Source organism: Moorena producens PAL-8-15-08-1, assembly GCF_001767235.1.
Lineage (GTDB): Bacteria > Cyanobacteriota > Cyanobacteriia > Cyanobacteriales > Coleofasciculaceae > Moorena > Moorena producens_A.
The window spans coordinates 3,037,271-3,059,541 of record NZ_CP017599.1 but is presented as its reverse complement, the minus strand read 5'-3'; the positions used below and the strand labels follow the sequence as shown (position 1 = coordinate 3,059,541).

Annotated in this window: 6 protein-coding genes and 2 pseudogenes; 6 read left to right on the top strand and 2 right to left on the bottom strand. The window is 44.9% G+C overall.

Annotation, left to right across the window (positions count from 1 at the left end; translation table 11 throughout):
* Window positions 1–22: 22 nt before the first annotated feature.
* Window positions 23–3,739: a caspase family protein gene (locus BJP34_RS11510; protein WP_070392469.1), complete on the top strand. Its 3,717-nt coding sequence runs from the start codon at window positions 23–25 to the stop codon at window positions 3,737–3,739.
* Window positions 3,740–4,207: 468 nt separating this feature from the next.
* Here the strand turns inward: BJP34_RS11510 and BJP34_RS11500 are convergent, their stop codons facing one another.
* Entirely contained in the window at window positions 4,208–4,810 is a 603-nt protein-coding gene (locus tag BJP34_RS11500) for a Uma2 family endonuclease (RefSeq protein WP_070392468.1), read from the bottom strand.
* Between the two features lie 775 nt (window positions 4,811–5,585).
* Here BJP34_RS11500 and BJP34_RS50390 point away from each other — a divergent pair.
* A pseudogene (locus tag BJP34_RS50390) lies at window positions 5,586–9,224 on the top strand (caspase family protein).
* An 18-nt stretch (window positions 9,225–9,242) separates the two neighbouring features.
* Here the strand turns inward: BJP34_RS50390 and BJP34_RS39385 are convergent.
* Window positions 9,243–9,443 (bottom strand): hypothetical protein, encoded by a 201-nt coding sequence (locus tag BJP34_RS39385; protein WP_149030922.1) that lies wholly within the window; start codon window positions 9,441–9,443, stop codon window positions 9,243–9,245.
* Between the two features lie 754 nt (window positions 9,444–10,197).
* Here BJP34_RS39385 and BJP34_RS11485 point away from each other — a divergent pair.
* The 4 genes and pseudogenes from BJP34_RS11485 (at window position 10,198) to BJP34_RS50385 (ending at window position 22,271) form a co-directional block, all read left to right on the top strand.
* Window positions 10,198–10,587, top strand: a complete 390-nt coding sequence (locus BJP34_RS11485; protein ID WP_070392466.1) for a peptidoglycan-binding domain-containing protein — start codon at window positions 10,198–10,200, stop codon at window positions 10,585–10,587.
* A gap of 388 nt (window positions 10,588–10,975) precedes the next feature.
* Window positions 10,976–13,429 (top strand): caspase family protein, encoded by a 2,454-nt coding sequence (locus tag BJP34_RS11480; RefSeq protein ID WP_229424323.1) that lies wholly within the window; start codon window positions 10,976–10,978, stop codon window positions 13,427–13,429.
* Window positions 13,430–14,332: 903 nt separating this feature from the next.
* Window positions 14,333–18,877 carry a caspase family protein gene (locus BJP34_RS11475; protein ID WP_070392465.1) on the top strand — a complete coding sequence of 1,515 codons (4,545 nt, stop codon included), beginning with the start codon at window positions 14,333–14,335 and terminating at the stop codon, window positions 18,875–18,877.
* Between the two features lie 259 nt (window positions 18,878–19,136).
* Window positions 19,137–22,271 (top strand): annotated as a pseudogene (locus tag BJP34_RS50385) (caspase family protein).

The window sequence follows — 22,271 nt, the reverse complement described above, 5'->3', positions numbered from 1 at the left end:
CAATAAGTATTAAGAGAATGCCATGACCTACAATATATATGCGCTGCTGGTAGCTATTGATGAATATCCCAGTCCTGTTCCTTCTTTGAATGGCTGTGTTAATGACATCCTAGGAATACAGGAATATTTGCAAGGGCGGGTTGCTACAGATGGATATCAACTACACATCCGCACACTCTTGAATCGAGATGCTACCCGTCAGGCAGTTGTTGATGGTTTTCGGCAGCATTTGTGTCAAGCTAGCCGTGAAGATGTTGCTTTCTTTTACTATGCGGGACATGGTTCTCAAGAGCAAGCTCCACAAGAGTTTTGGGCAATAGAGCCGGAACGATTGGATGAAACATTAGTCTGTTATGACAGTCGCACTGAGGGGGGTTGGGACTTGGCGGATAAGGAGTTAGCCAAGCTAATTTCTGAGGTAGCTCAGAAAAACCCCCACACTGTTATTATTTTAGACTGCTGTCACTCTGGTGCTGGCACCCGTGGCGATCTAGAAGGAGAAATAGCAGTTCGTAAAACTTCCACCGACAAACGCCAGCGACCCTTGGAGAGTTTTATTTTCTCCTTGAGTGAAACTGACAAATTATCAGCTGCCCTCAGCCCGGAAAAAAATCCTAGTGGTTGGAGTTTCCCCACAGGAAAACATATCTTCCTGGCAGCTTGTCGAGATAGTGAGACAGCGAAAGAATTCAACAGCAATGGCCAACCAAGAGGTGCGTTTTCTTACTTTTTGCTGGATACCTTGAAGAAAGCCAATGGTAGCCTGACTTATCGGGATTTATTCAAGCGTGTCAATGCCCTAGTCCGCAGTAAGATCACCGCCCAATCTCCCCAAATCGAAGCTACGGAATTGAGTGATTTAGACCAACCTTTTCTGGGTGGTGCGATCGCTAACCGTACACCCTACTTTACTGTCTGCTATGACAAAAACCACGACTGGGTGATTGATGGTGGTGCGGTTCACGGCATTTCTCAACCGCTTCGGGATCAGACCACAATACTGGCATTATTTCCCTTTGACACCCCCACAGAGGAACTTCGCCAACTGTCAACAGCAGTAGGTGAGGCAAAAATTGTGGAAGTAATGCCGCAGCTGAGTAAAGTTCAAATTAGTGGTCTTGGGGATTTAAATCCCGAAATGACCTGGAAAGCAGTCATTACCAGTTTGCCCCTGCCACCGAAAGGGGTTTTCTTGTCAGGAGAACCAGCTGGTGTAGAATTAGCCCGTACCAGCCTACTCAATACCTCTAACAATCAGCCTTCGTTGTATGTTCGGGAAGTGGCAACCCGAGAAGAAGCCGAGTTTCAGTTACTGGCTCGTGATGAACACTATTTAATTACACGACCAGCGGATGAGCGTCCTCTAGTGGCTGCCATTTCCGGTTACACCGATGCCACTGCCTTGCAGGCGATTAAGCGATTAGAACATATCACCCGTTGGCTGAATATCACTGAACTGGCCAGCCCAGCCACCAGCCGCATTCGCCCTGATGCTGTGCAAATGCTGATTTACCAGCAGGATGGGTCACCTTTGCTAGATACTGACATTCGTCTGGAATATCAACAGGAAAATGGCAGGTGGCGATCGCCCAGATTCAAAATTAAGCTCAAAAACACCAGTAATGAGCCGCTTTATTGCGCTGTGCTCGATTTAACCGACCGTTACGCCGTCTCAGCTGAGTTGTTAGATGGGGGCGGAATTTTGCTGCAACCAACGGGGCAAGAGGGAGATGAAGCCTGGGTTAATCGCGGAAATCCAATTTATCCTGAAGTCCCCAAACAACTATGGCAAAAAGCGGGGATTACGGAAGTTAAAGATATTCTCAAACTGATTATCTGTTCGACGGAATTTGATGCCACTTTGCTCCAACAACCAGAACTTGACCTACCACCACGTCTTTTGCCTACACCCAGTCGCGGTAATGGTACCCTGAACCGCTTGATGCAAAGGATTCCAGCTCGTGACCTCCGCAGCAGACCAGAAGAAGACGAAATCTATGATGACTGGTTAACTAGCCAAATTAGCATTACTACCGTGCGTCCTCTACACACAGCTGAAATTCGCAGAGGAGATGAGTCAGTTTTGCCGGGAACAAATGTGAAATTAACCACAGATTCCGAATTCATAGGCCAGGCACGTCTAACCACTCTCACCCAATCAACCAGGGATTTAGGTAATAATATGTTACCACCGATACTGCGGGAGGACCATCCGGGCATTGAGTCCTTTGAGTTTACTAGCAGTCGGGGAACGGATCCTGGTTTAAGCGCGCTGGAATTAACTGAGGTGGAAAATCCGTCAGCCGTTACAGCCAAAAATCCCCTGAAAGTTATTGTTGATCGACCCCTTGCTTCTGATGAACAACTATTACCCATTAGCTACGATGGGGAGTTTTTCCTGCCTTTGGGACGGGCTCGGTCCACCCCGGAGGGCAAAACGGAGATTTTACTGGAACGGTTAACAGAACCAATTAGTGAAGGTAGCCGCAGCTTGGGGGGTTCGATCCGAATTTTCTTCCAAAAAGTAGTGTCTCAACAACTGGGGCTAGAGTTTAATTACCCAATTTTGGCAGCAGCGGATGTCACTGCCTCTGGAGTGGTCAACTATACAAGAGATGTTGAACAAGTCAAGTCGCGGGTTGCCCAAGCCCAACGCATAGTCCTTTATATACACGGTATTATTGGTGATACTGAGAGCTTGCTGCCCAGCCTTCGCTCCGCCCAGGTTGAGGAGGATGGAACAGAAAAACCCCTGGCCGAACTGTATGACCTGGTACTCAGCTATGATTATGAGAATATAAATACCTCAATTGTAGAGAATGCTAAATTGCTGAAGCAGAGACTACAAGCTGTAGGGTTAGGGGAGAACCACCGTAAAATTTTTCACATTGTCGCCTACTCCATGGGAGGGTTGGTTTCTCGTTGGTTTATTGAACGAGAAGGAGGCAATCAGGTGGTTGGGCATTTAATTATGCTAGGTACACCCAATGCTGGTTGCCCTTGGTCTAAGCTTGAAGATTGGGCATTAGCTACCTTAAGTATCGGTTTAAATGGGCTGTCAGAATTTCCTTGGCCAGTACCAGTAATGGGGATGTTGCTTAAGGCGATTAACCGGTTTGTTGATGAGATTGAAACTATTGATATTTCCCTAGACCAGATGGACCCCAGTTCTGAGTTCTTGGAACAATTAGCAGCAAGTCCTGACCCCAAAGTACCTTACTCAATTATTGCTGGTAATACATCTATTATTCCTGCCGCCCTGAAAGCAGAAGCCAATCAAACTTCTAGTCCCTTGCAACGACTAATGCAGAAGTTATTTGATAAAGCTGTAGCTATGGCTTTCTTTGAGCAACCAAATGATATCGTTGTTACAGTACAAAGTATAAAAAGCGTAGGTTCAGACCGGAACCCACAACCGCAAATCCAGGAAATCGGCTGCGATCACATGGTTTACTTTACTGAACCAGTGGGGTTAACTGCCTTCTCCCAGGCGGTGAAAAAAGCCCTAGAAAATAACTCTGATTTAGGAGCTACAACTACTGCTACAACTACTAGAGTGGCAAATCCTGTGGTTAATAATAGTACTAATAATTCTTCAGGGAACAAAACACTGAAATGGTGGATTATTGGGGGAGTTGGGGTATTAGTCGCGGCTATTCTGGGTTGGCTGGTATTAAAGCCATCAAACAACATCCAACCTAGTAATGAAACTCAACCCACCGAGAATGTAAGTCAATGATGCTTAAGCAGTCAGCGGTCAGCGGTCAGCGGTCAGCGGTCAGCGGTCAGCCGTCAGCTAAAGGCTCACGCTGCGCGAATAGCTTTCCATAACTCAGATTAAACTAATGCTTACCTGTTGTCTTGATGCAAAGCGCGAGTGGGGGAAACCCCCTGTTCCGAAGCTGCATCGCTTATTCAAAAGCTCTTCCCTTTGCTTACCCTATGCCCATAAGCACCTCAAGTAGCCTGTCCATAGCCCATAAGCTGATAACTGATAGCTGATAACTGATAGCTGATAGCTGATAACTGATAGCTGATAGCTGATAGCTGATAACTGATAGCTGATAGCTGATAGCTGATAGCTGATAGCTGATAGCTGATAGCTGATAGCTGATAGCTGATAGCTGATAGCTGATAGCTGATAACTGATAGCTGATAGCTGATAGCTGATAGCTGATAGCTGATAGCTAATAGCTGACAATTGCTTTCACCAAATCTTGCTCATTTTTAGCACAAACCCCGCCAGTTCCGGAGCACCGCTAACGGTTTCAGGATTGTCCAAAATCTCTGGTTCCTGATCACGACGATAAATGTAAATTTTCCGGTTTTGGCGGTCGATCAACCAACCCAGTGATGTGCCATTATCAAGGTATTCTTGCATTTTGTCTTGCAAGCCACTGAGTGTATCGCTCGCCGAACGTAACTCGATCACAAAGTCGGGGCAAATGGGGGCAAAGGAAGCTTTCTGTTCTTCGGTTAAGGCATTCCAGCTCTCCAGTTTAATCCAACAGGCATCTGGAGAGCGGATCGCTCCATTGGGCAAGGTAAAGCCGGTGCTGGAGTCAAAGGTTTCACCCGTACCGTCGAGATCAGCCCAGTTAGCCAATTGTTGAGAAATTTTCAGATTCCGATTGCCTGTATCGGAAAAGACTGGGGGCATAATTACAACTTCTCCACTGGCGGTGCGCTCAATTCGTAGATCTCGATTGGCTAAACAGAATTCAGAAAACTGGGCAGGGGTCATGGGGATGATCCCAGGAAGATTGACCATCACAGGGACAGTTTGGGTTTGAATCAGTAGCCTGGTCATTATAGGGTTTGTATCTAGGTTGTAAACGACTTATTGCATAACAATGCTTGCATACAAGAGGAACCGACCCCTAACCCCTCCCAGGAGGGGAAAGGCAAGAGGGGAAAAAGATACGAAGTTTTATTGGACAGTCAAAAAATACCTTCTAGGTTTACATCTCATTTATAAACGCTATATACGCCAATGAAGATTTATTACGAAACTAATAATTTCTGCGTAAAGTCAACAGATTATCCTGGGGAATAAATAGGGAGCATCCCACTGCTGTGTGAGCGGGATTATACCGCCCACATATAGCAGAAGTCCGCAAGTCAGAAGTCAGAAGTCAAGTCGCTTTGCTCCAATTCAAAATTAAAAATTATTAATTCAAAATGACAATCAGTGGGGGCTTGTACCCGCCACTGATTGAAGACCACAAGTCGCGCTTACCGTAGGTCACGTTGCTTAACGCGCTCCCTATCAAAGTTCAAAATTATTAATTCAAAATGATTCGGACAATTCTATATTTTTAATTTTTAATTTTTAATTTTTAATTTTTAATTTTTAATTTTTAATTTTTAATTTTTAATTTTTAATTTTTAATTTTTAATTTTTAATTTTTAATTTTTAATTTTTAATTACCCGGGGGGCTTGTACCCAGAATTAAAAAATTGCCAAATTAAGGCCGTAGGCCACGCTGCGCGAACTGATTTTCTTTATTTTGAAGTTTGAATTTTGAATTTTGAATTACCACTAGGGGTCAGAAGCCAGAAGTCAGAAGTCATTTGAGAATAATATGTTTTCCCGCAATCTCGCCTTGATCATCGGTATCAATAACTACACAAACGGCATTTCTCCCCTGAACACTGCCGTAAACGATGCCAAAAAACTAGTTGAAATTCTCCGCAAAAAGCATGATTACGAAGTCTGGGAATGCTTAGACGAAGTGGCAACTCTGTCTAACTTTAACAAATTTTTATCTCATACCTTACCAGAACAAGTTACTGAAAATGACCGCTTATTATTTTACTTTGCTGGTCATGGAGTTGCTCTCAATGGGGATGATGGCCCGGCTGGTTACTTAATTCCTCAAGATGCCATACTCGGGGATACTAATAGTTATCTGCCCATGAGGAAGTTACACGATGCTTTAAGTCAATTACCCTGTCGTCATTTCTTGGGTATCCTCGACTGCTGTTTTGCTGGTGCTTTCCGTTGGTCGAGTACTAGGGATTTATTAACCTCGCCAGAAGTAATTCACCAAGAGCGTTATGACCGTTTTATTACTGACCCGGCATGGCAAATCATTACGTCTTCAGCTTCTGACCAAAAGGCTTTAGATAACTTTAATTTAGATAGCGAACGCGGTCAATTCGGTAATCATTCCCCTTTTGCGAGTGCATTATTAGAAGCCCTAGAAGGGGCAGCAGATATCTATCCTCCCGCCAAAAATGGTAAGCCCGCTGGAGATGGGGTAATTACAGCCACAAAATTATATTTATATTTACGGGATCGAGTCGAAATACCCACAGAAAAATTCCGGATACGACAAACCCCTGGTATTTGGTGTTTAAACAAACACGATAAGGGAGAATATATCTTTCTTTCTCCCGGACATGAACTTAATTTACCACCAGCACCACCATTAGATGAGTCACAAAATCCCTATCGGGGTTTAAACTCCTTTGACGAGAAACACAGTGCCCTGTTTTTCGGTAGAACATTACTAGTAGAAAAGTTAGAAGCTTTTGTCAAAGCTAATCCCCTGACAGTGGTGTTGGGTGCTTCCGGTTCAGGTAAGTCTAGCTTGGTCAAGGCAGGATTAATTCCCCAGTTGAAACAGGAAAATACCGGTAAATGGTCGATAGTGTCACCAATTCGTCCCGGAGAAAACCCCTTCCAAGCTCTCAATAAAGCCCTGGTTGAGGCCGGATTACCAAAAGTCGAGTTACAAAACCCACAAAAAACTCTCACTGAAAGTATTGCGGTTTGGGTTAAAAACAATCCAAAATCCAAGTTATTACTGTTTATTGACTAAAGCGAAGAAATCATTACACTCTGTCAAGATGAGCAGGAGCGCCAGGAATTTTTCCAACAGATACTGGCAGCAATTGATGGCTATCGGGAGCAATTACGAGTAGTATTAAGCCTACGTTCTGATTTTGAACCCCAAATCACAGATGTGGGCTTAACGTTGGCACCGGAAATAGTAAATCAATTGGGAACCACGGTACTGATAAATCTTTGGCAAAGTGGACGATTTATTGTACCGGGGATGACACGAGGGGAACTCAACGAAGCGATAGAAAAACCGGCTCAAGCACGGGTAATGTATTTTCAGCCCCACGATTTAGTAGAAAAATTAATTGATGAAGTGGCGGATATGCCCGGAGCATTGCCCCTGCTTTCTTTTGCCTTGAGCGAACTCTACCTCAAGTATTTAAGGCGGCAACGGGAGGCACAATACAGGGGTATTACTATTGACCGGGCGTTGACTCAAGCCGATTATAGTGAATTGGGGGGAGTAATGCGATCGCTAACTCAAAGGGCGGATGAGGAATATCAGAAGCTAGTTCAAGAAAATCCCGCTTATGACCAAGTAATCCGTCATGTGATGCTGCGGATGGTGGCACTAGGTGGGGGTGAGTTAGCCCGTAGGCGCGTACCTTTATCAGAATTGGAATATCCGCCTCAGAAAAATGGTTTAGTGAAGGAAGTAATTGAGCGTTTTACCAATGCGCGGTTACTGGTGAATGGAGTTGATGCTGATGGGAATCCCTATGTGGAACCTGCCCATGATGCTTTGGTGCGGGGATGGCAAAGATTGCTGGAGTGGAAACAAAAGGAGGAGGAAAATTTACTTCTACAACGGCGGTTGACTCCCGCAGCCCAGGAGTGGGAAAGCCAGCAAAAGGCAAGGTTTCTTTGGCATGCTAATCCACGTTTGGATTTGTTTAAAAAGGTACTCAATTCTGATAATAACTGGCTTAACCAAGTAGAAGTTGATTTCTTGCGGCGCAGTGTTAGAAAAAAAGCCAGTAACACAATTTTGCGTTGGAGCATCGCTGGCTCAGTTCTTTTGGGGGCAATTTTCGGTGCTGCTGTTTGGATGCAATGGAGAAACTCTGAACTAACCCGTGCCAATTCTCTCGGTCGCAATTCTTTGTCCCTGTTTGCTGAACATAAACAAATTGATGCTTTCGTGGAGGCGATTAGGGCAGGAAAAATCCTACAAAAACACAAGGCATCCGACCCACAGGTGATTCGTGCCCTGCAGAAAGTTGTTTATGAAGGCAGCGAACGCAACCACTTGCAGAGGCATGATGACGATGTCTTTAGCGTCAGTTTCAGCCCCGATGGCCAGACCTTGGCTTCTGGCAGTCATGACAAGACCATCAAACTCTGGAATCTAGAGACGGGAAGGGAAATCCGCACCCTGATCGGGCATGATAAAATTGTCTTTAGCGTCAGTTTCAGCCCCGATGGCCAGACCTTGGCTTCTGGCAGTAGTGACAACACGATCAAACTCTGGAATCTTTTGACGGGAAGGGAAATCCGCACCCTGATCGGGCATGATGAGGCTGTCAGTAGCATCAGTTTCAGCCCCGATGGCCAGACCTTGGCTTCTGGCAGTAGTGACAACACGATCAAACTCTGGAATCTTTTGACGGGAAGGGAAATCCGCACCCTGATCGGGCATGATGACGATGTCTTTAGCGTCAGTTTCAGCCGGGATGGCCAGACCTTGGCTTCTGGCAGTGATGACAACACGATCAAACTCTGGGATCTACAGACAGGCGAGGTAATTCGCACCCTGAACGGGCATAATAACTGGGTCATGAGCGTCAGTTTCAGCCCCGATGGCCAGACCTTGGCTTCTGGCAGTAGTGACAAGACCATCAAACTCTGGGATCTACAGACAGGCGAGGTAATCCGCACCCTGATCGGACATAATAACTGGGTCATGAGCGTCAGTTTCAGCCCCGATGGCCAGACCTTGGCTTCTGGCAGTGATGACAAGACCATCAAACTCTGGGATCTACAGACAGGCGAGGTAATCCGCACCCTGATCGGGCATAATAACTGGGTCAAGAGCGTCAGTTTCAGCCCCGATGGCCAGACCTTGGCTTCTGGCAGTAGTGACAACACGATCAAACTCTGGAATCTAGAGACGAGAAGAGAAATCCACACCCCCCAGAGGCATAATGACCTTGTCAAGAGCTTCAGTTTCAGCCGGGATGGCCAGACCTTGGCTTCTGGCAGTTTTGACCAGACCATCAGACTCTGGAATCTAGACTTAAACTTAGACTCTTTAATGGCGAAGAGTTGCGATTGGGTGCGCCATTATTTGCAGAATAATCCTAATGTCAGCGAGAAGGATAGGCAGTTGTGCGACAATGTAAAGAAAATAGTTGCAAAAGATAAAAGTTTTTAACGCCGTAGCAGCTATTCGTCAAATATGGGTATATACAGCGGTTTGCACTTCAGTTAGGTACAAAGTTTTGGGTTTGTAGGGACTTCGGAGCAGCGAGCAGGGAAGAGGGAAGTCGGAAGTCGGAAGAGGAGAAACAATGTGTACCTGATAGTTATGCAAACCGCCGTAAGTGCGATCGCATAAGCGCGGAAGCTTCGCTTCATCGCGTAGCGTGACCAAAGGTCAATCGCTCTCTAAAAACTGTTGGTACGAAAGGGGAGCAGGTCAAAGTTGTAGAAGATATGAACTATCAGAACATCCGGGAAGGATGAAGCAGGATGAAGGATGAGTTGGGATGTTATTGCTTTCCAGCAGTTGCTGACTAACTCGATCAGAATGTACTAGTTGATCTGGAGTGATCCAAATTTGAGTGCAGCTCAGCTGTACTTGTGGAAAGTTAAAGTACAGAATTCGGTCAAGGATTGGGGTTAACCCAAACTTGACCGATTTTTTTGTATTGGGGATAGGGAGTAGGGACCAGCTCATAAGGGTAGGTTTTTTACTTTGACCTCAGGTGTGGGGTGTGGGGCGTGGGGTGACCGGGTGTGGGGCGGGGGCGCGGGGAGCTCACAAGGGTAGGTTTTTTACATTTGGGTCCTGCCCCACCCCCAACCCCCGACCGGTCGGGGGCGGATCACAAGGAGAGGAAAAGGAAAACAACGAATAAATGATGATTTTTAGCGATGCAGCTTTCTTATCCCCTACACCCTACACCCCACCCCCTACACCCCACACCTCACGTCTTTGTTAAAAACCTACCCCTGTGAGGTAGGGACCAGGGAGTAGGGAGTAGGGAGTGTGGGGAGGGTGAAGTGGGGTGAATGGGGTGAGTCGAGAGCGAAAAATTGGTGCTAACTCGAAAAATTCCAAAATAGGGTTTTGAGATCGTCTTAAGGGTGTAGAGACAAAAGACAGATAATAAAAACTTTGTCCAATGTCGAAACCTGAAAAGGTATTCCATCGTAAACGTCAAATCATTAAGGAAAATAAATCCCTCATGGCAACTAACACTATCAATTCTAACTCTGTACTAGCTAATGGTTCTGAAGTAACTAGTCAGGCTAACGCTGCTTACGTCACCCACCTACCAGTTTTGAAAAAGGGAACAGCCGGTGAAGCTGTCCGCTTTATCCAGCAGTTCTTAATTTGCTACATCGACTATTCTGTGCTTCTTGACGGACAGTTTGGCTCCCAAACAGAACGGGCAGTAAGGGATTTCCAAAGCTACTACAACTCCCTCCAAAAATCTAATCCTGACTACTTGATTGTTGATGGGATTGTTGGTAAAGAAACCTATCGTGCCATCGGTAATACGTTTTGCTAAAGATCCCGAATTAGTAGGGATATAGCACAGGGGGGTGAACTGAGCTCCTGCTCACCGCCCCCCTTCGGGGCGGCAGAGCTGTTTCAAAATGTAATAAGTTAACGATTTTTGGAGATAAGGGGATAAGTAAATCAAGCAAAATTTTATTAAAATTCAGTAAATTTAGCCATTAAAATCTGAATAATTAGTCTTTTTGAAAAACTTAAATGACTAACACTTCGTGATTATAACACTAATTTTTGTCCGATAAATTTTGCAAAAATCCCGACCCTCAGGCTCAAAAATTACCCGACCAGGGTGGGTGGGTTCCCATCTCCCTATCTATTTTTGGCGAGAATGAAATAGCCCTGCCCTTAGAGGGTATTCCTATTCCAGAAAAACCCATAATTTGGCACTTAAGAAAATCGCCAACTGCTATATGTTCTCCCGAAATCTCGCATTTATCATCGGCATCAATAACTACACAAACGGCATTTCCCCCCTGAACACTGCCGTAAACGATGCCAAAAAACTAGTGGAAATTCTCCGCAAAAAGCATGGCTATCAAGTCTGGGAATGCTTAGACGAACTTGCCAGCCTCACTAACTTCAAGAAATTTTTAGAAAAAACCTTACCGGAACAAGTCACTGAAAATGACCGCTTATTATTTTACTTCGCTGGTCATGGAGTAGCTCTCAATGGGGATGATGGCCCGGCGGGTTACTTAATTCCTCAAGATGCTTTACTGGGGGATACTAATAGTTATCTGCCCATGACGAAGTTGCATGATGCTTTAATTAAATTACCCTGTCGTCATTTCTTGGGTATCCTAGACTGCTGTTTTGCTGGTGCTTTCCGTTGGTCGAATACTAGGGATTTATTAACCTCACCAGAAGTAATTCACCAAGAACGATACGACCGTTTTATTACTGACCCAGCCTGGCAAATCATTACGTCCTCAGCCTCGGACCAAAAAGCCTTAGATAACTTTAATTTAGATAGCGTACGCAGTCAATTCGGCCATCATTCCCCTTTTGCTAGTGCATTATTAGAAGCCCTCGAAGGTGCAGCAGATATCTATCCTCTTGCCAAAAATGGTAAACCGGCGGGAGATGGGGTAATTACAGCCACAGAATTATATTTACATTTACGGAATCGAGTCGAAATACCCACAAAAAAATACCGTAAGCGACAAACCCCTGGTATTTGGTGTTTAAATAAGCACGATAAGGGAGAATATATCTTTCTTTCTCCGGGACATAAACTTAATTTACCGCCCGCACCACCTTTAGATGAGTCACAAAATCCCTATCGCGGTTTAAACTCCTTTGAGGAGAAACACAGTTCACTGTTTTTCGGTAGAACATTACTAGTAGAAAAGTTAGACTATTTTGTCAAAGCTCATCCCCTGACAGTGGTGTTGGGTGCTTCTGGTTCGGGTAAATCTAGCTTGGTCAAGGCAGGATTAATTCCCAAACTACGGCAAGATCAAGAGAAATGGTGTATTTTGCCACCCATCCGTCCTGGTGAGACTCCCTTGCAAGGGTTAAATAATGCTTTGAAAAATACCCAATTACCAGAGGTAGCAGCCCAAAACCCACAGCAGAACCTGGCAATGAGCATTGATGTTTGGGCAAAACGCAACCCCAACTCTAAGTTATTACTGTTTATTGACCAAAGCGAAGAAATTATTACACTCTGTCAAAACTTAGATGAGCGTAAGGAGTTTTTCCAACAGATACTCACAGCCATAAATGCCCATGGGGATAAATTACGGGTAGTATTAACCCTACGTTCTGATTTTGAACCCCACATCTGTGATTTGGGCTTAAAGTTGGCACCGGAAATAGTAAATCAATTGGGAAGCACGGTACTGATAAATCTTTGGCAAAGTGGACGATTTATTGTACCGGCGATGACACGAGCTGAACTCAACGAAGCGATAGAAAAACCGGCTCAAGCACGGGTGATGTATTTTCAGCCCCACGATTTAGTAGAAAAATTAATTGATGAAGTGGCGGATATGCCGGGAGCATTGCCCCTGCTGTCTTTTGCCTTAAGTGAACTGTACCTGAAATACTTAAGGCGACAACGGGAGGCACAATACAGGGGTATTACTATTGACCGGGCGTTGACTCAAGCCGATTATCTTCAATTGGGGGGAGTAATGCGATCGCTAACTCAAAGGGCAGATCTTGAATATGAGGCGCTAGTTAATGAAAATCCCGCTTATGAGCAAGTAATCCGTCATGTGATGCTGCGGATGGTGGCACTAGGTGGGGGTGAGTTAGCCCGTAGGCGGGTACCTTTATCAGAATTGGAATATCCACCAGGGAAAAATGATTTAGTTAAAGAAGTAATTGAGCGCTTTACCAATGCGCGGTTACTGGTGAATGGAGTTGATGCTGATGGGAATCCCTATGTGGAACCTGCCCATGATGCTTTGGTGCGGGGTTGGCAAAAGCTGCTGGAGTGGAAACTACATGATGAGGAAAATTTACTTCTACAACGGCGGTTGACTCCCGCAGCCCAGGAGTGGAAAAGCCAGCAACAGGCAAAGTTTCTTTGGAATACTAACCCTCGTCTGGATTTGTTTAAAAAGGTACTCAATTCTGATAATAACTGGCTTAACCAAGTGGAAGCTGAGTTTGTGCGGCGTACTCTGCAAAAAAGGCGAAATGATAGCCGTCGATTAATTAGCTGTGTAACGGTCGTGATTCTGGCTCTGAGTGGATTGAGCATCTTTAGTTTTAATCAGTTGCAGCAACTCAAATGCGCATCTGAGCAATTCCAAAACGACTCTATCAAAGTAGTAGGGGAATTTTCCCTCAATACTAAACCTCTTGCAGAAGTCAGGAGATAGGAGACAGGAGACAGAAAACAGTAACAATAATTGACGAAAACAGTATCAAAAAAATACTTTTGCAAGAGGTCTACTGTATTGAACATTAACTCCACTTCTGAAAACAATCTAGTTCGTGGAGAGGTAAACATAATTCTTGTATAAAAAAGCTTGCATACAAGAGGAATCCCACCCTAACCCCCCTTAGTAAGGAGGCAAGAGCAACCCCTCATAAGGGTAGGTTTTTTACAAAGACCTCAGGTGTTGGGTTTAGGGTGTGGGGTGTGGGGTGTGGGGTATAAGAAAGCGATGCAGCAAGGGAACAGGGGGTTTCCCCCGGAGACGAAACCTTAGATAGTGGAGCCTTTATAGTTAGCAGGTTATGCAGAAAAGGGTTAAATATTTTTTAATAAGGCTCCACTATCTTACGGTAACTTCTAACCACTCGCTATTGCATCAAGACAATGTACTTAATTTGTCGTTAAAAATCATCATTTATTCGTTGTTTTCCTTTTCCTATGCTGAGGTTAAGTCCCATGTTTGACCCTAATGTAAAAAACCTACCCCTGTGGGAGAGCAACCCACCCCTAACCCCTCCCAGGAGGGGAAACAGATACGAAGTTTTATTGGACAGTAAAAAACTAGCTCCTAGGTTTACATCTCATTTATAAACCCTATATACGCCAATAACACTAGAGGTTGTCTGCCAATTCAATATGTAAAGATTTATTACGTAAATAATAATTTCTGCGTAAAGTTAACAGATTATCTTGGGGAATAAATAGGGAGCATTCCAGTTTTGAAAAACTATACCCAGCTGTGTGAGGGTAATTAGACCGCCCACATAAAAAGATATATTTGCCAAAAATTGATGCTCCAAATCAAGGGTATTAAAGTCATCTTTATAAGTGCTTTTTGCAGAAAATGTTTTCCCGAAATCTCGCCTTTATCATCGGCATCAATAACTACACAAACGGCATTTCCCCCCTCAACACTGCCGTAAACGATGCCAAAAAACTAGTGGAAATTCTCCGCAAAAAGCATGGTTATCAAGTCTGGGTATGCTTAGACGAAGTGGCAACTCTGTCTAACTTTAACAAATTTTTATCCCATACCTTACCGGAACAAGTTACTGAAAATGACCGCTTGTTATTTTACTTCGCTGGTCATGGAGTCGCTCTCAATGGGGATGATGGCCCGGCTGGTTACTTAATTCCTCAAGATGCAATACTCGGGGATACTAATAGTTATCTGCCCATGACCTTGTTACACGATGCTTTAACTCAATTACCCTGTCGTCATTTTTTGGGTATCCTTGACTGCTGTTTTGCTGGTGCTTTTAAATGGTCCAATACTAGGGATTTATTAACCTCGCCAGAAGTAATTCACCAAGAACGATACGAGCGTTTTATTAGTGACCCAGCCTGGCAAATCATTACGTCCTCAGCCTGTGACCAAAAAGCCTTAGATAACTTTAATTTAAATAGCGAACGCGGTCAATTCGGCAATCATTCCCCTTTTGCGGCAGCATTATTAGAAGCCCTAGAAGGTGCAGGAGATATCTATCCTCCCGCCAAAAATGGTAAACCGCCTGGAGATGGGGTAATTACAGCCACCGAATTATATTTACATTTACGGGATCGAGTAGAAATACCCACAGAAAAATGCCGTCTGCGACAAACCCCTGGTATTTGGTGTTTAAACAAGCACGATAAAGGCGAGTATATCTTTCTTTCTCCCGGACATCAACTTCACTTACCCCCCGCACCACCTTTAGATGAGTCACAAAATCCCTATCGCGGTTTAAAGTCCTTTGACGAGAAACACAGTGCCCTGTTTTTCGGTAGAACATTACTAGTAGAAAAGTTAGAAGATTTTGTCAAAGCTAATCCCTTAACAGTGGTGTTGGGTGCTTCCGGTTCCGGTAAGTCTAGCTTGGTCAAGGCAGGATTAATTCCCAAACTACGGCAATCTCAGACTGAGAAATGGTGTATTTTGTCACCCATCCGTCCTGGTGAGACGCCCTTGCAACAGTTAAATAATGCTTTAAAAAATAGCCAATTACCAGAGGTAGCAGCCCAAAACCCCCAGCCGAACCTGGCAATGAGCATTGATGTTTGGGCGAAAAATAACCCCAATTCTAAGTTATTACTGTTTATTGACCAAAGCGAAGAAATTATTACACTCTGTCAAAACTATGATCAGCGTAAGGAGTTTTTCCAACAGATACTCACAGCCATAAATGCCCATGGGGATAAATTACGGGTAGTATTAACCTTACGTTCTGACTTTGAAGCCCAAGTCAGGGATGCTGGCTTAAAGTTTGTCGGCGAAAAACTTAAGTGGGGACGATTTATTGTACCAGGGATGACACGAGGGGAACTCAACGAAGCAATCGAGAAACCCGCTCAAGCACGGGTGATGTATTTTCAGCCCGACGAATTAGTAGAAAAAGTAATTGATGAAGTGGTGGATATGCCGGGAGCATTGCCCTTGCTTTCTTTTGCCTTGAGCGAACTTTATCTAAAGTATTTACAGCGACAACGGGAGGCACAATATAGAGGAATCACTATTGACCGGGCCTTGACTCAAGCCGATTATATGGAATTGGGGGGAGTAATGCGATCGCTAACTCAAAGGGCAGATAAAGAGTATGATTTGCTAGTTCAAGAAAATCCCGCTTATGACCAAGTAATCCGTCATGTGATGCTGCGGATGGTGGCACTAGGTGGGGGTGAGTTAGCCCGTAGGCGGGTACCTTTATCAGAATTGGAATATCCACCAGGGAAAAATGATTTAGTTAAGGAAGTAATTGAGCGTTTTAGCACAGCACGGTTATTGGTGAAAGGACAAGATGCTGAGGGGAATCCCTATGTGGAACCTGCCCATGATGCTTTGGTGCGGGGTTGGCAAAGGTTGCTGGAGTGGAAACAAAAAGACGAGGAAAATTTACTTCTACAACGGCGGTTGACTCCTGCGGCGGTGGAGTGGAAAAGTGTTAAAAGCAAAAAACAATCATCCGGTTTTGAAGCATTGGCTGAACCTGTAATTAATTGGTTGGATGGGAGACTTGACCTTGCTGAAAACTTTCTTAACAAAATAAACACCCTCGAAAATACGAACTTGGCTCGATTGTGGCAACGGACACCGGATATACAAAAAGGTTCGAGAGATAAAACCGGACAATTTCTTTGGAATGCCAATCCTTATCTCGATGTATTGAATAAAAAACTCAATTCTGAGGACAACTGGTTAAACCAGGTAGAAGTTGAGTTTGTGCGGCGTAGTGTTAGAAAAAAACGCAGTCACACAATTGTGGGTTGGAGCATCGCTGGCTCAGTTCTGGTGGCAATGATTTTCTATGCTGCCGTTTGGATGCAATGGAGAAACTCTCAAATTACTCAAGCCAATTCTATCGCTCGCTCTTCTTTGTCTCTGTTTGCTAAATATAAAGACATGGAGGCTTTGGTGGAGGTGATTAAGGCAGGAAAAATCCTACAAAAACACAAGGCATCGGACCAACAGGTGATTAGTGCCCTGCAGAAAGTTCTTGATGAAGCCAGCAAAGGCAACCGCTTGCAGGGGCATACTAACAGAATCACGAGATTCAGTTTCAGCCGGGATGGCCAGACTTTGGCTTCTGGTAGTCGTGACAAGACCATCAAACTCTGGAATCTAGAGACAGGCAAGGTAATCCGAACCCTGATCGGGCATACTGAAGCTGTCAGGAGCGTCAGTTTCAGGCGGGATGGCCAGACTTTGGCTTCTGGCAGTGAGGACAAGACCATCAAACTCTGGGATCCTAAAACAGGAACCGAAATCCGCACCCTGATCGGGCATAATTCCGATGTCGAGAGCGTCAGTTTCAGCCCCGATGGCCAGACCTTAGCTTCTGGTAGTGAGGACAAGACCATCAAACTCTGGAATCTAGAGACAGGCAAGGTAATCCGCACCCTGATCGGGCATAATTCCGATGTCAAGAGCGTCAGTTTCAGCCGGGATGGCCAGACCTTGGCTTCTGGCAGTCGTGACAAGACCATCAAACTCTGGAATCTAGAGACAGGCAAGGTAATCCGCACCCTGATCGGGCATAATTCCGATGTCAGGAGGGTCAGTTTCAGCCGGGATGGCCAGACCTTGGCTTCTGGCAGTGATGACAAGACCATCAAACTCTGGAATCTAGAGACAGGCAAGGTAATCCGCACCCTGATCGGGCATAATTCCGATGTCAGGAGGGTCAGTTTCAGCCGGGATGGCCAGACCTTGGCTTCTGGCAGTGAGGACAACACCATCAAACTCTGGAATCTAGAGACGGGCAAGGTAATCCGAACCCTGATCGGGCATACTGACTTGGTCTTTAGCGTCAGTTTCAGCCCTGATGGCCAGACCTTGGCTTCTGGCAGTGATGACAACACCATCAAACACTGGAATGTAGAGACGAGAAGGAAAATCCTCACCCTCCAGACCCTCCAGACCCTGATCGGGCATACTAACAGAGTCACGAGATTCAGTTTCAGCCGGGATGGCCAGACCTTGGCTTCTGGCAGTGATGACAACACCATCAAACACTGGAATCTAGAGACAGGCAAGGTAATCCGAACCCTGATCGGGCATGATGGCGCTGTCAATAGCGTTAGTTTCAGCCGGGATGGCCAGACCTTGGCTTCTGGCAGTGAGGACAAGACCATCAAACACTGGAATCTAGAGACAGGCAAGGTAATCCGCACCCTGATCGGGCATGATGGCGCTGTCAATAGCGTTAGTTTCAGCCGGGATGGCCAGACCTTGGCTTCTGGCAGTGAGGACAAGACCATCAAACACTGGAATCTAGAGACAGGCAAGGTAATCCGCACCCTGATCGGGCATGATGGCGCTGTCAATAGCGTTAGTTTCAGCCGGGATGGGCAGACCTTGGCTTCTGGCAGTGATGACAACACCATCAAACTCTGGAATCTAGAGACAGGCAAGGTAATCCGAACCCTGATCGGGCATGATGGCGCTGTCAATAGCGTTAGTTTCAGCCGGGATGGCCAGATCTTGGCTTCTGGCAGTACTGACAACACCATCAAACTCTGGAATCTAGAGACAGGAACCGAAATCCGCACTCTGATCGGGCATACTAACATTGTCAATAGCGTTAGTTTCAGCCGGGATGGCCAGACCTTGGCTTCTGGCAGTGATGACAACACCATCAAACACTGGAATCTAGAGACAGGCAAGGTAATCCACACCCTGATCGAGCATGATGGCGCTGTCAATAGCGTCAGTTTCAGCCGGGATGGCCAGACCTTGGCTTCTGGCAGTCTTGACAACACGATCAAACTTTTCAGGATCAAACTCTTCCGGAATCTAGACTTAAACTTAGACTCTTTAATGGCGAAGACTTGCGATTGGCTGCGCCATTATTTGGAGAATAATCCTAATGTCAGCGAGAGCGATAGGCAATTGTGCGACAAAGTAAAGAAGTAGTTGCAAAAGATAAAAGTTTTTAACGCCGTAGCAGCTATTGGTCAAGTCCCTTGACCGTAGGTCAAGCTATAGGCAAAGCCGACCATTCAAAATTCAAAATTATTAATTCAAAATGACAATCTGTAAAGATTTATTACGAAACTAATAATTTCTGCGTAAAGTTAACAGATTATCCTGGGGAATAAATAGGGAGCATCCCAAATTTGATGCTCCCAATCAATAGTATTAAAGTTATCTTTATAAGTGCTTTTAGCATAACATGTTTTCTCGCAATCTCGCCTTTATCATCGGCATCAATAACTACACCAACGGCATTTCCCCCCTCAACACTGCCGTAAACGATGCCAAAAAACTAGTGGAAATTCTCCGCGAGAAGCATGATTACCAAGTGTGGGAATGCCTAGACGAAGTGGCAACTCTGTCTAAGTTTAACAAATTTTTATTTCATACCTTACCAGAACTCGTCACTGAAAATGACCGCTTATTATTTTACTTTGCTGGTCATGGAGTCGCCCTCAATGGGGATGATGGTCCGGCTGGTTACTTAATTCCTCAAGATGCCAAACTCGGGGATACTAATAGTTATCTGCCCATGACCTTGTTACACGATGCTTTAATTAAATTACCCTGTCGTCATTTCTTGGGTATCCTCGACTGCTGTTTTGCTGGTGCTTTTAAATGGTCGAATACTAGGGATTTACTCACATCGCCAGAAGTAATTCACCAAGAGCGTTATGACCGTTTTATTACTGACCCAGCCTGGCAAATTATTACTTCTTCAGCTTCTGACCAAAAGGCTTTAGATAACTTTAATTTAGATAGCGTACGCGGTCAAGTCGGCAATCATTCCCCTTTTGCAGCGGCATTATTAGAAGCACTGGAAGGGGCAGCAGATATCTATCCTCGTGCCACGAATGGTAAACCGGCTGGAGATGGGGTAATTACAGCCACAGAATTATATTTACATTTACGGGATCGAGTAGAAATACCCACAGAAAAATGCCGTCTGCGACAAACCCCTGGTATTTGGTGTTTAAACAAGCACGATAAAGGCGAGTATATCTTTCTTTCTCCGGGACATCAACTTAACTTACCGCCCGCACCACCATTAGATGAGTCACAAAATCCCTATCGCGGTTTAAAGTCCTTTGACGAGAAACACAGTGCCCTGTTTTTCGGTAGAACATTAGTAGTAGAAAAGTTAGAAGATTTTGTCAAAGCTAATCCCTTAACAGTGGTGTTGGGTGCTTCCGGTTCCGGTAAGTCTAGCTTGGTCAAGGCAGGATTAATTCCCAAACTACGGCAATCTCAGACTGAGAAATGGTGTATTTTGCTACCCATCCGTCCTGGTGAGACTCCCTTGGAACCATTAAATAATGTGCTGACTGAAGCTAAGTTACCCTTGGTTGAGCCACAAAACCCCCAGCATAACCTGGCAATGAGCATTGATGTTTGGGCGAAGAATAACCCCAACTCTAAGTTATTACTGTTTATTGACCAAAGCGAAGAAATTATTCACTCTGTCAAAACTTAGATGAGCGTCAGGGGTTTTTCCGACAGATACTCACAGCCATAAATGCCCATGGGGATAAATTACGGGTAGTATTAACCCTACGTTCTGATTTTGAACCCCACATCTGTGATTTGGGCTTAAAGTTGGCACCGGAAGTACTAAATCAATTGGGAACTACGGTACTGATAAATCTTTGGCAAAGTGGACGATTGATTGTACCGGCGATGACACGAGGGGAACTCAACGAAGCGATAGAAAAACCGGCTCAAGCACGGGTAATGTATTTTCAACCCCACGAATTAGTAGAAAAATTAATTGATGAAGTGGCGGATATGCCGGGAGCATTACCCCTACTGTCTTTTGCCTTGAGTGAATTATTCCTCAAGTATTTAAGGCGGCAACGGGAGGCACAATACAGGGGTATTACTATTGACCGGGCCTTGACTCAAGCCGATTATCAGGAATTGGGGGGAGTAATGCGATCGCTAACTCAAAGGGCAGATAAAGAGTATCATTTGCTAGTTCAAGAAAATCCTGCTTATGACCAAGTAATCCGTCATGTCATGCTGCGGATGGTGGCACTAGGTGGGGGTGAATTAGCCCGTAGGCGGGTACCGTTATCAGAATTGGAATATCCCCCCGAGAAAAATAGTTTAGTCAAGGAAGTAATTGAGCGTTTTAGCACAGCACGGTTATTAGTAAAAGGACTTGATAGTGAGGGGAATCCTGATGTAGAACCAGCCCATGATGCTTTGGTGCGGGGTTGGCAAAGGTTGCTGGAGTGGAAACAAAAAGAGGAGGAAAATTTATTTTTACAACGGCGGTTGACTCCCGCAGCCCAGGAGTGGAAAAGCCAGCAACAGGCAAAGTTTCTTTGGAATGCTAACCCTCGTCTTGATTTGTTGAAAAAGGTACTCAATTCTGATGATAACTGGCTGAACCAAGTAGAAGCTGAGTTTGTGCAGCGTAGCGTCAGGCAAAAAAGCATCAATACTCGTCGAAATTGGGGTGTTGCGATCGCAGTTATGCTGGGGTTAGGTACAGGTTTAGTGTTATCGACTTATTTTGGCTTACAATCTCGTAAACGGGCAATTAACTCAGACTTACTAGCACAAGCTGCTAATATCAAGTATTCTCTATCATTAAAACCTACTACAGAAGAATTGCTCCAAGCTATTGAATCAACCGCTAAAATTCAAGATCACCAAAAATCCTTGCAACCAAGAGTGATCAATGAAGTTAATTCTAGCTTATTGGCAGCTTTAGATAAGGTTAGAGAAAGGAATCTTTTACAAGGTCATACAGGTTCTGTCACTGATATCGCTTTTAGCCCAGATGGCAAAAAGATTCTCAGTGGGAGTCACGACAACACAGTGCGTTTGTGGGACACAGAAACCGGTCAACTGCTCTATACACTAGAAGGTCATACAAGTTTTGTCACTGCTATCGCCTTTAGTTCAGATGGCAAAAAGATTCTCAGTGGCAGTTTTGACAACACCTTGCGTTTGTGGGACACAGAAACCGGTCAACTAATCCATCAACTAGAAGGTCATACAAGTTGGGTCAATGGTATCGCCTTTAGCCGAGATGGCAAAAAGATTCTCAGTGGGAGTCACGACAAGACAGTGCGGTTGTGGGACACAGAAACCGGTCAACTAATCCATCAACTAGAAGGTCATACAAGTTGGGTCAATGGTATCGCCTTTAGCCGAGATGGCAAAAAGATTCTCAGTGGGGGTGGTGACCACACAGTGCGCTTGTGGGATACTGAATCGGGTCAACTTCTCCATACACTAGAAGGTCATACAAGTAGTGTCAATGCGATCGCCTTTAGTCCAGATGGTAAAAAGATTCTCATTTGGGGTGATGACGACACCTTGA

Bases quoted from the DNA above. Each gene is read 5' to 3' on its own strand.
- BJP34_RS11500 (WP_070392468.1), bottom strand. From the start codon at position 4,810: ATGACCAGGCTACTGATTCAAACCCAAACTGTCCCTGTGATGGTCAAT.
- BJP34_RS11475 (WP_070392465.1), top strand. From the start codon at position 14,333: ATGTTTTCCCGAAATCTCGCCTTTATCATCGGCATCAATAACTACACA.
- BJP34_RS11485 (WP_070392466.1), top strand. From the start codon at position 10,198: ATGTCGAAACCTGAAAAGGTATTCCATCGTAAACGTCAAATCATTAAG.
- BJP34_RS11510 (WP_070392469.1), top strand. From the start codon at position 23: ATGACCTACAATATATATGCGCTGCTGGTAGCTATTGATGAATATCCC.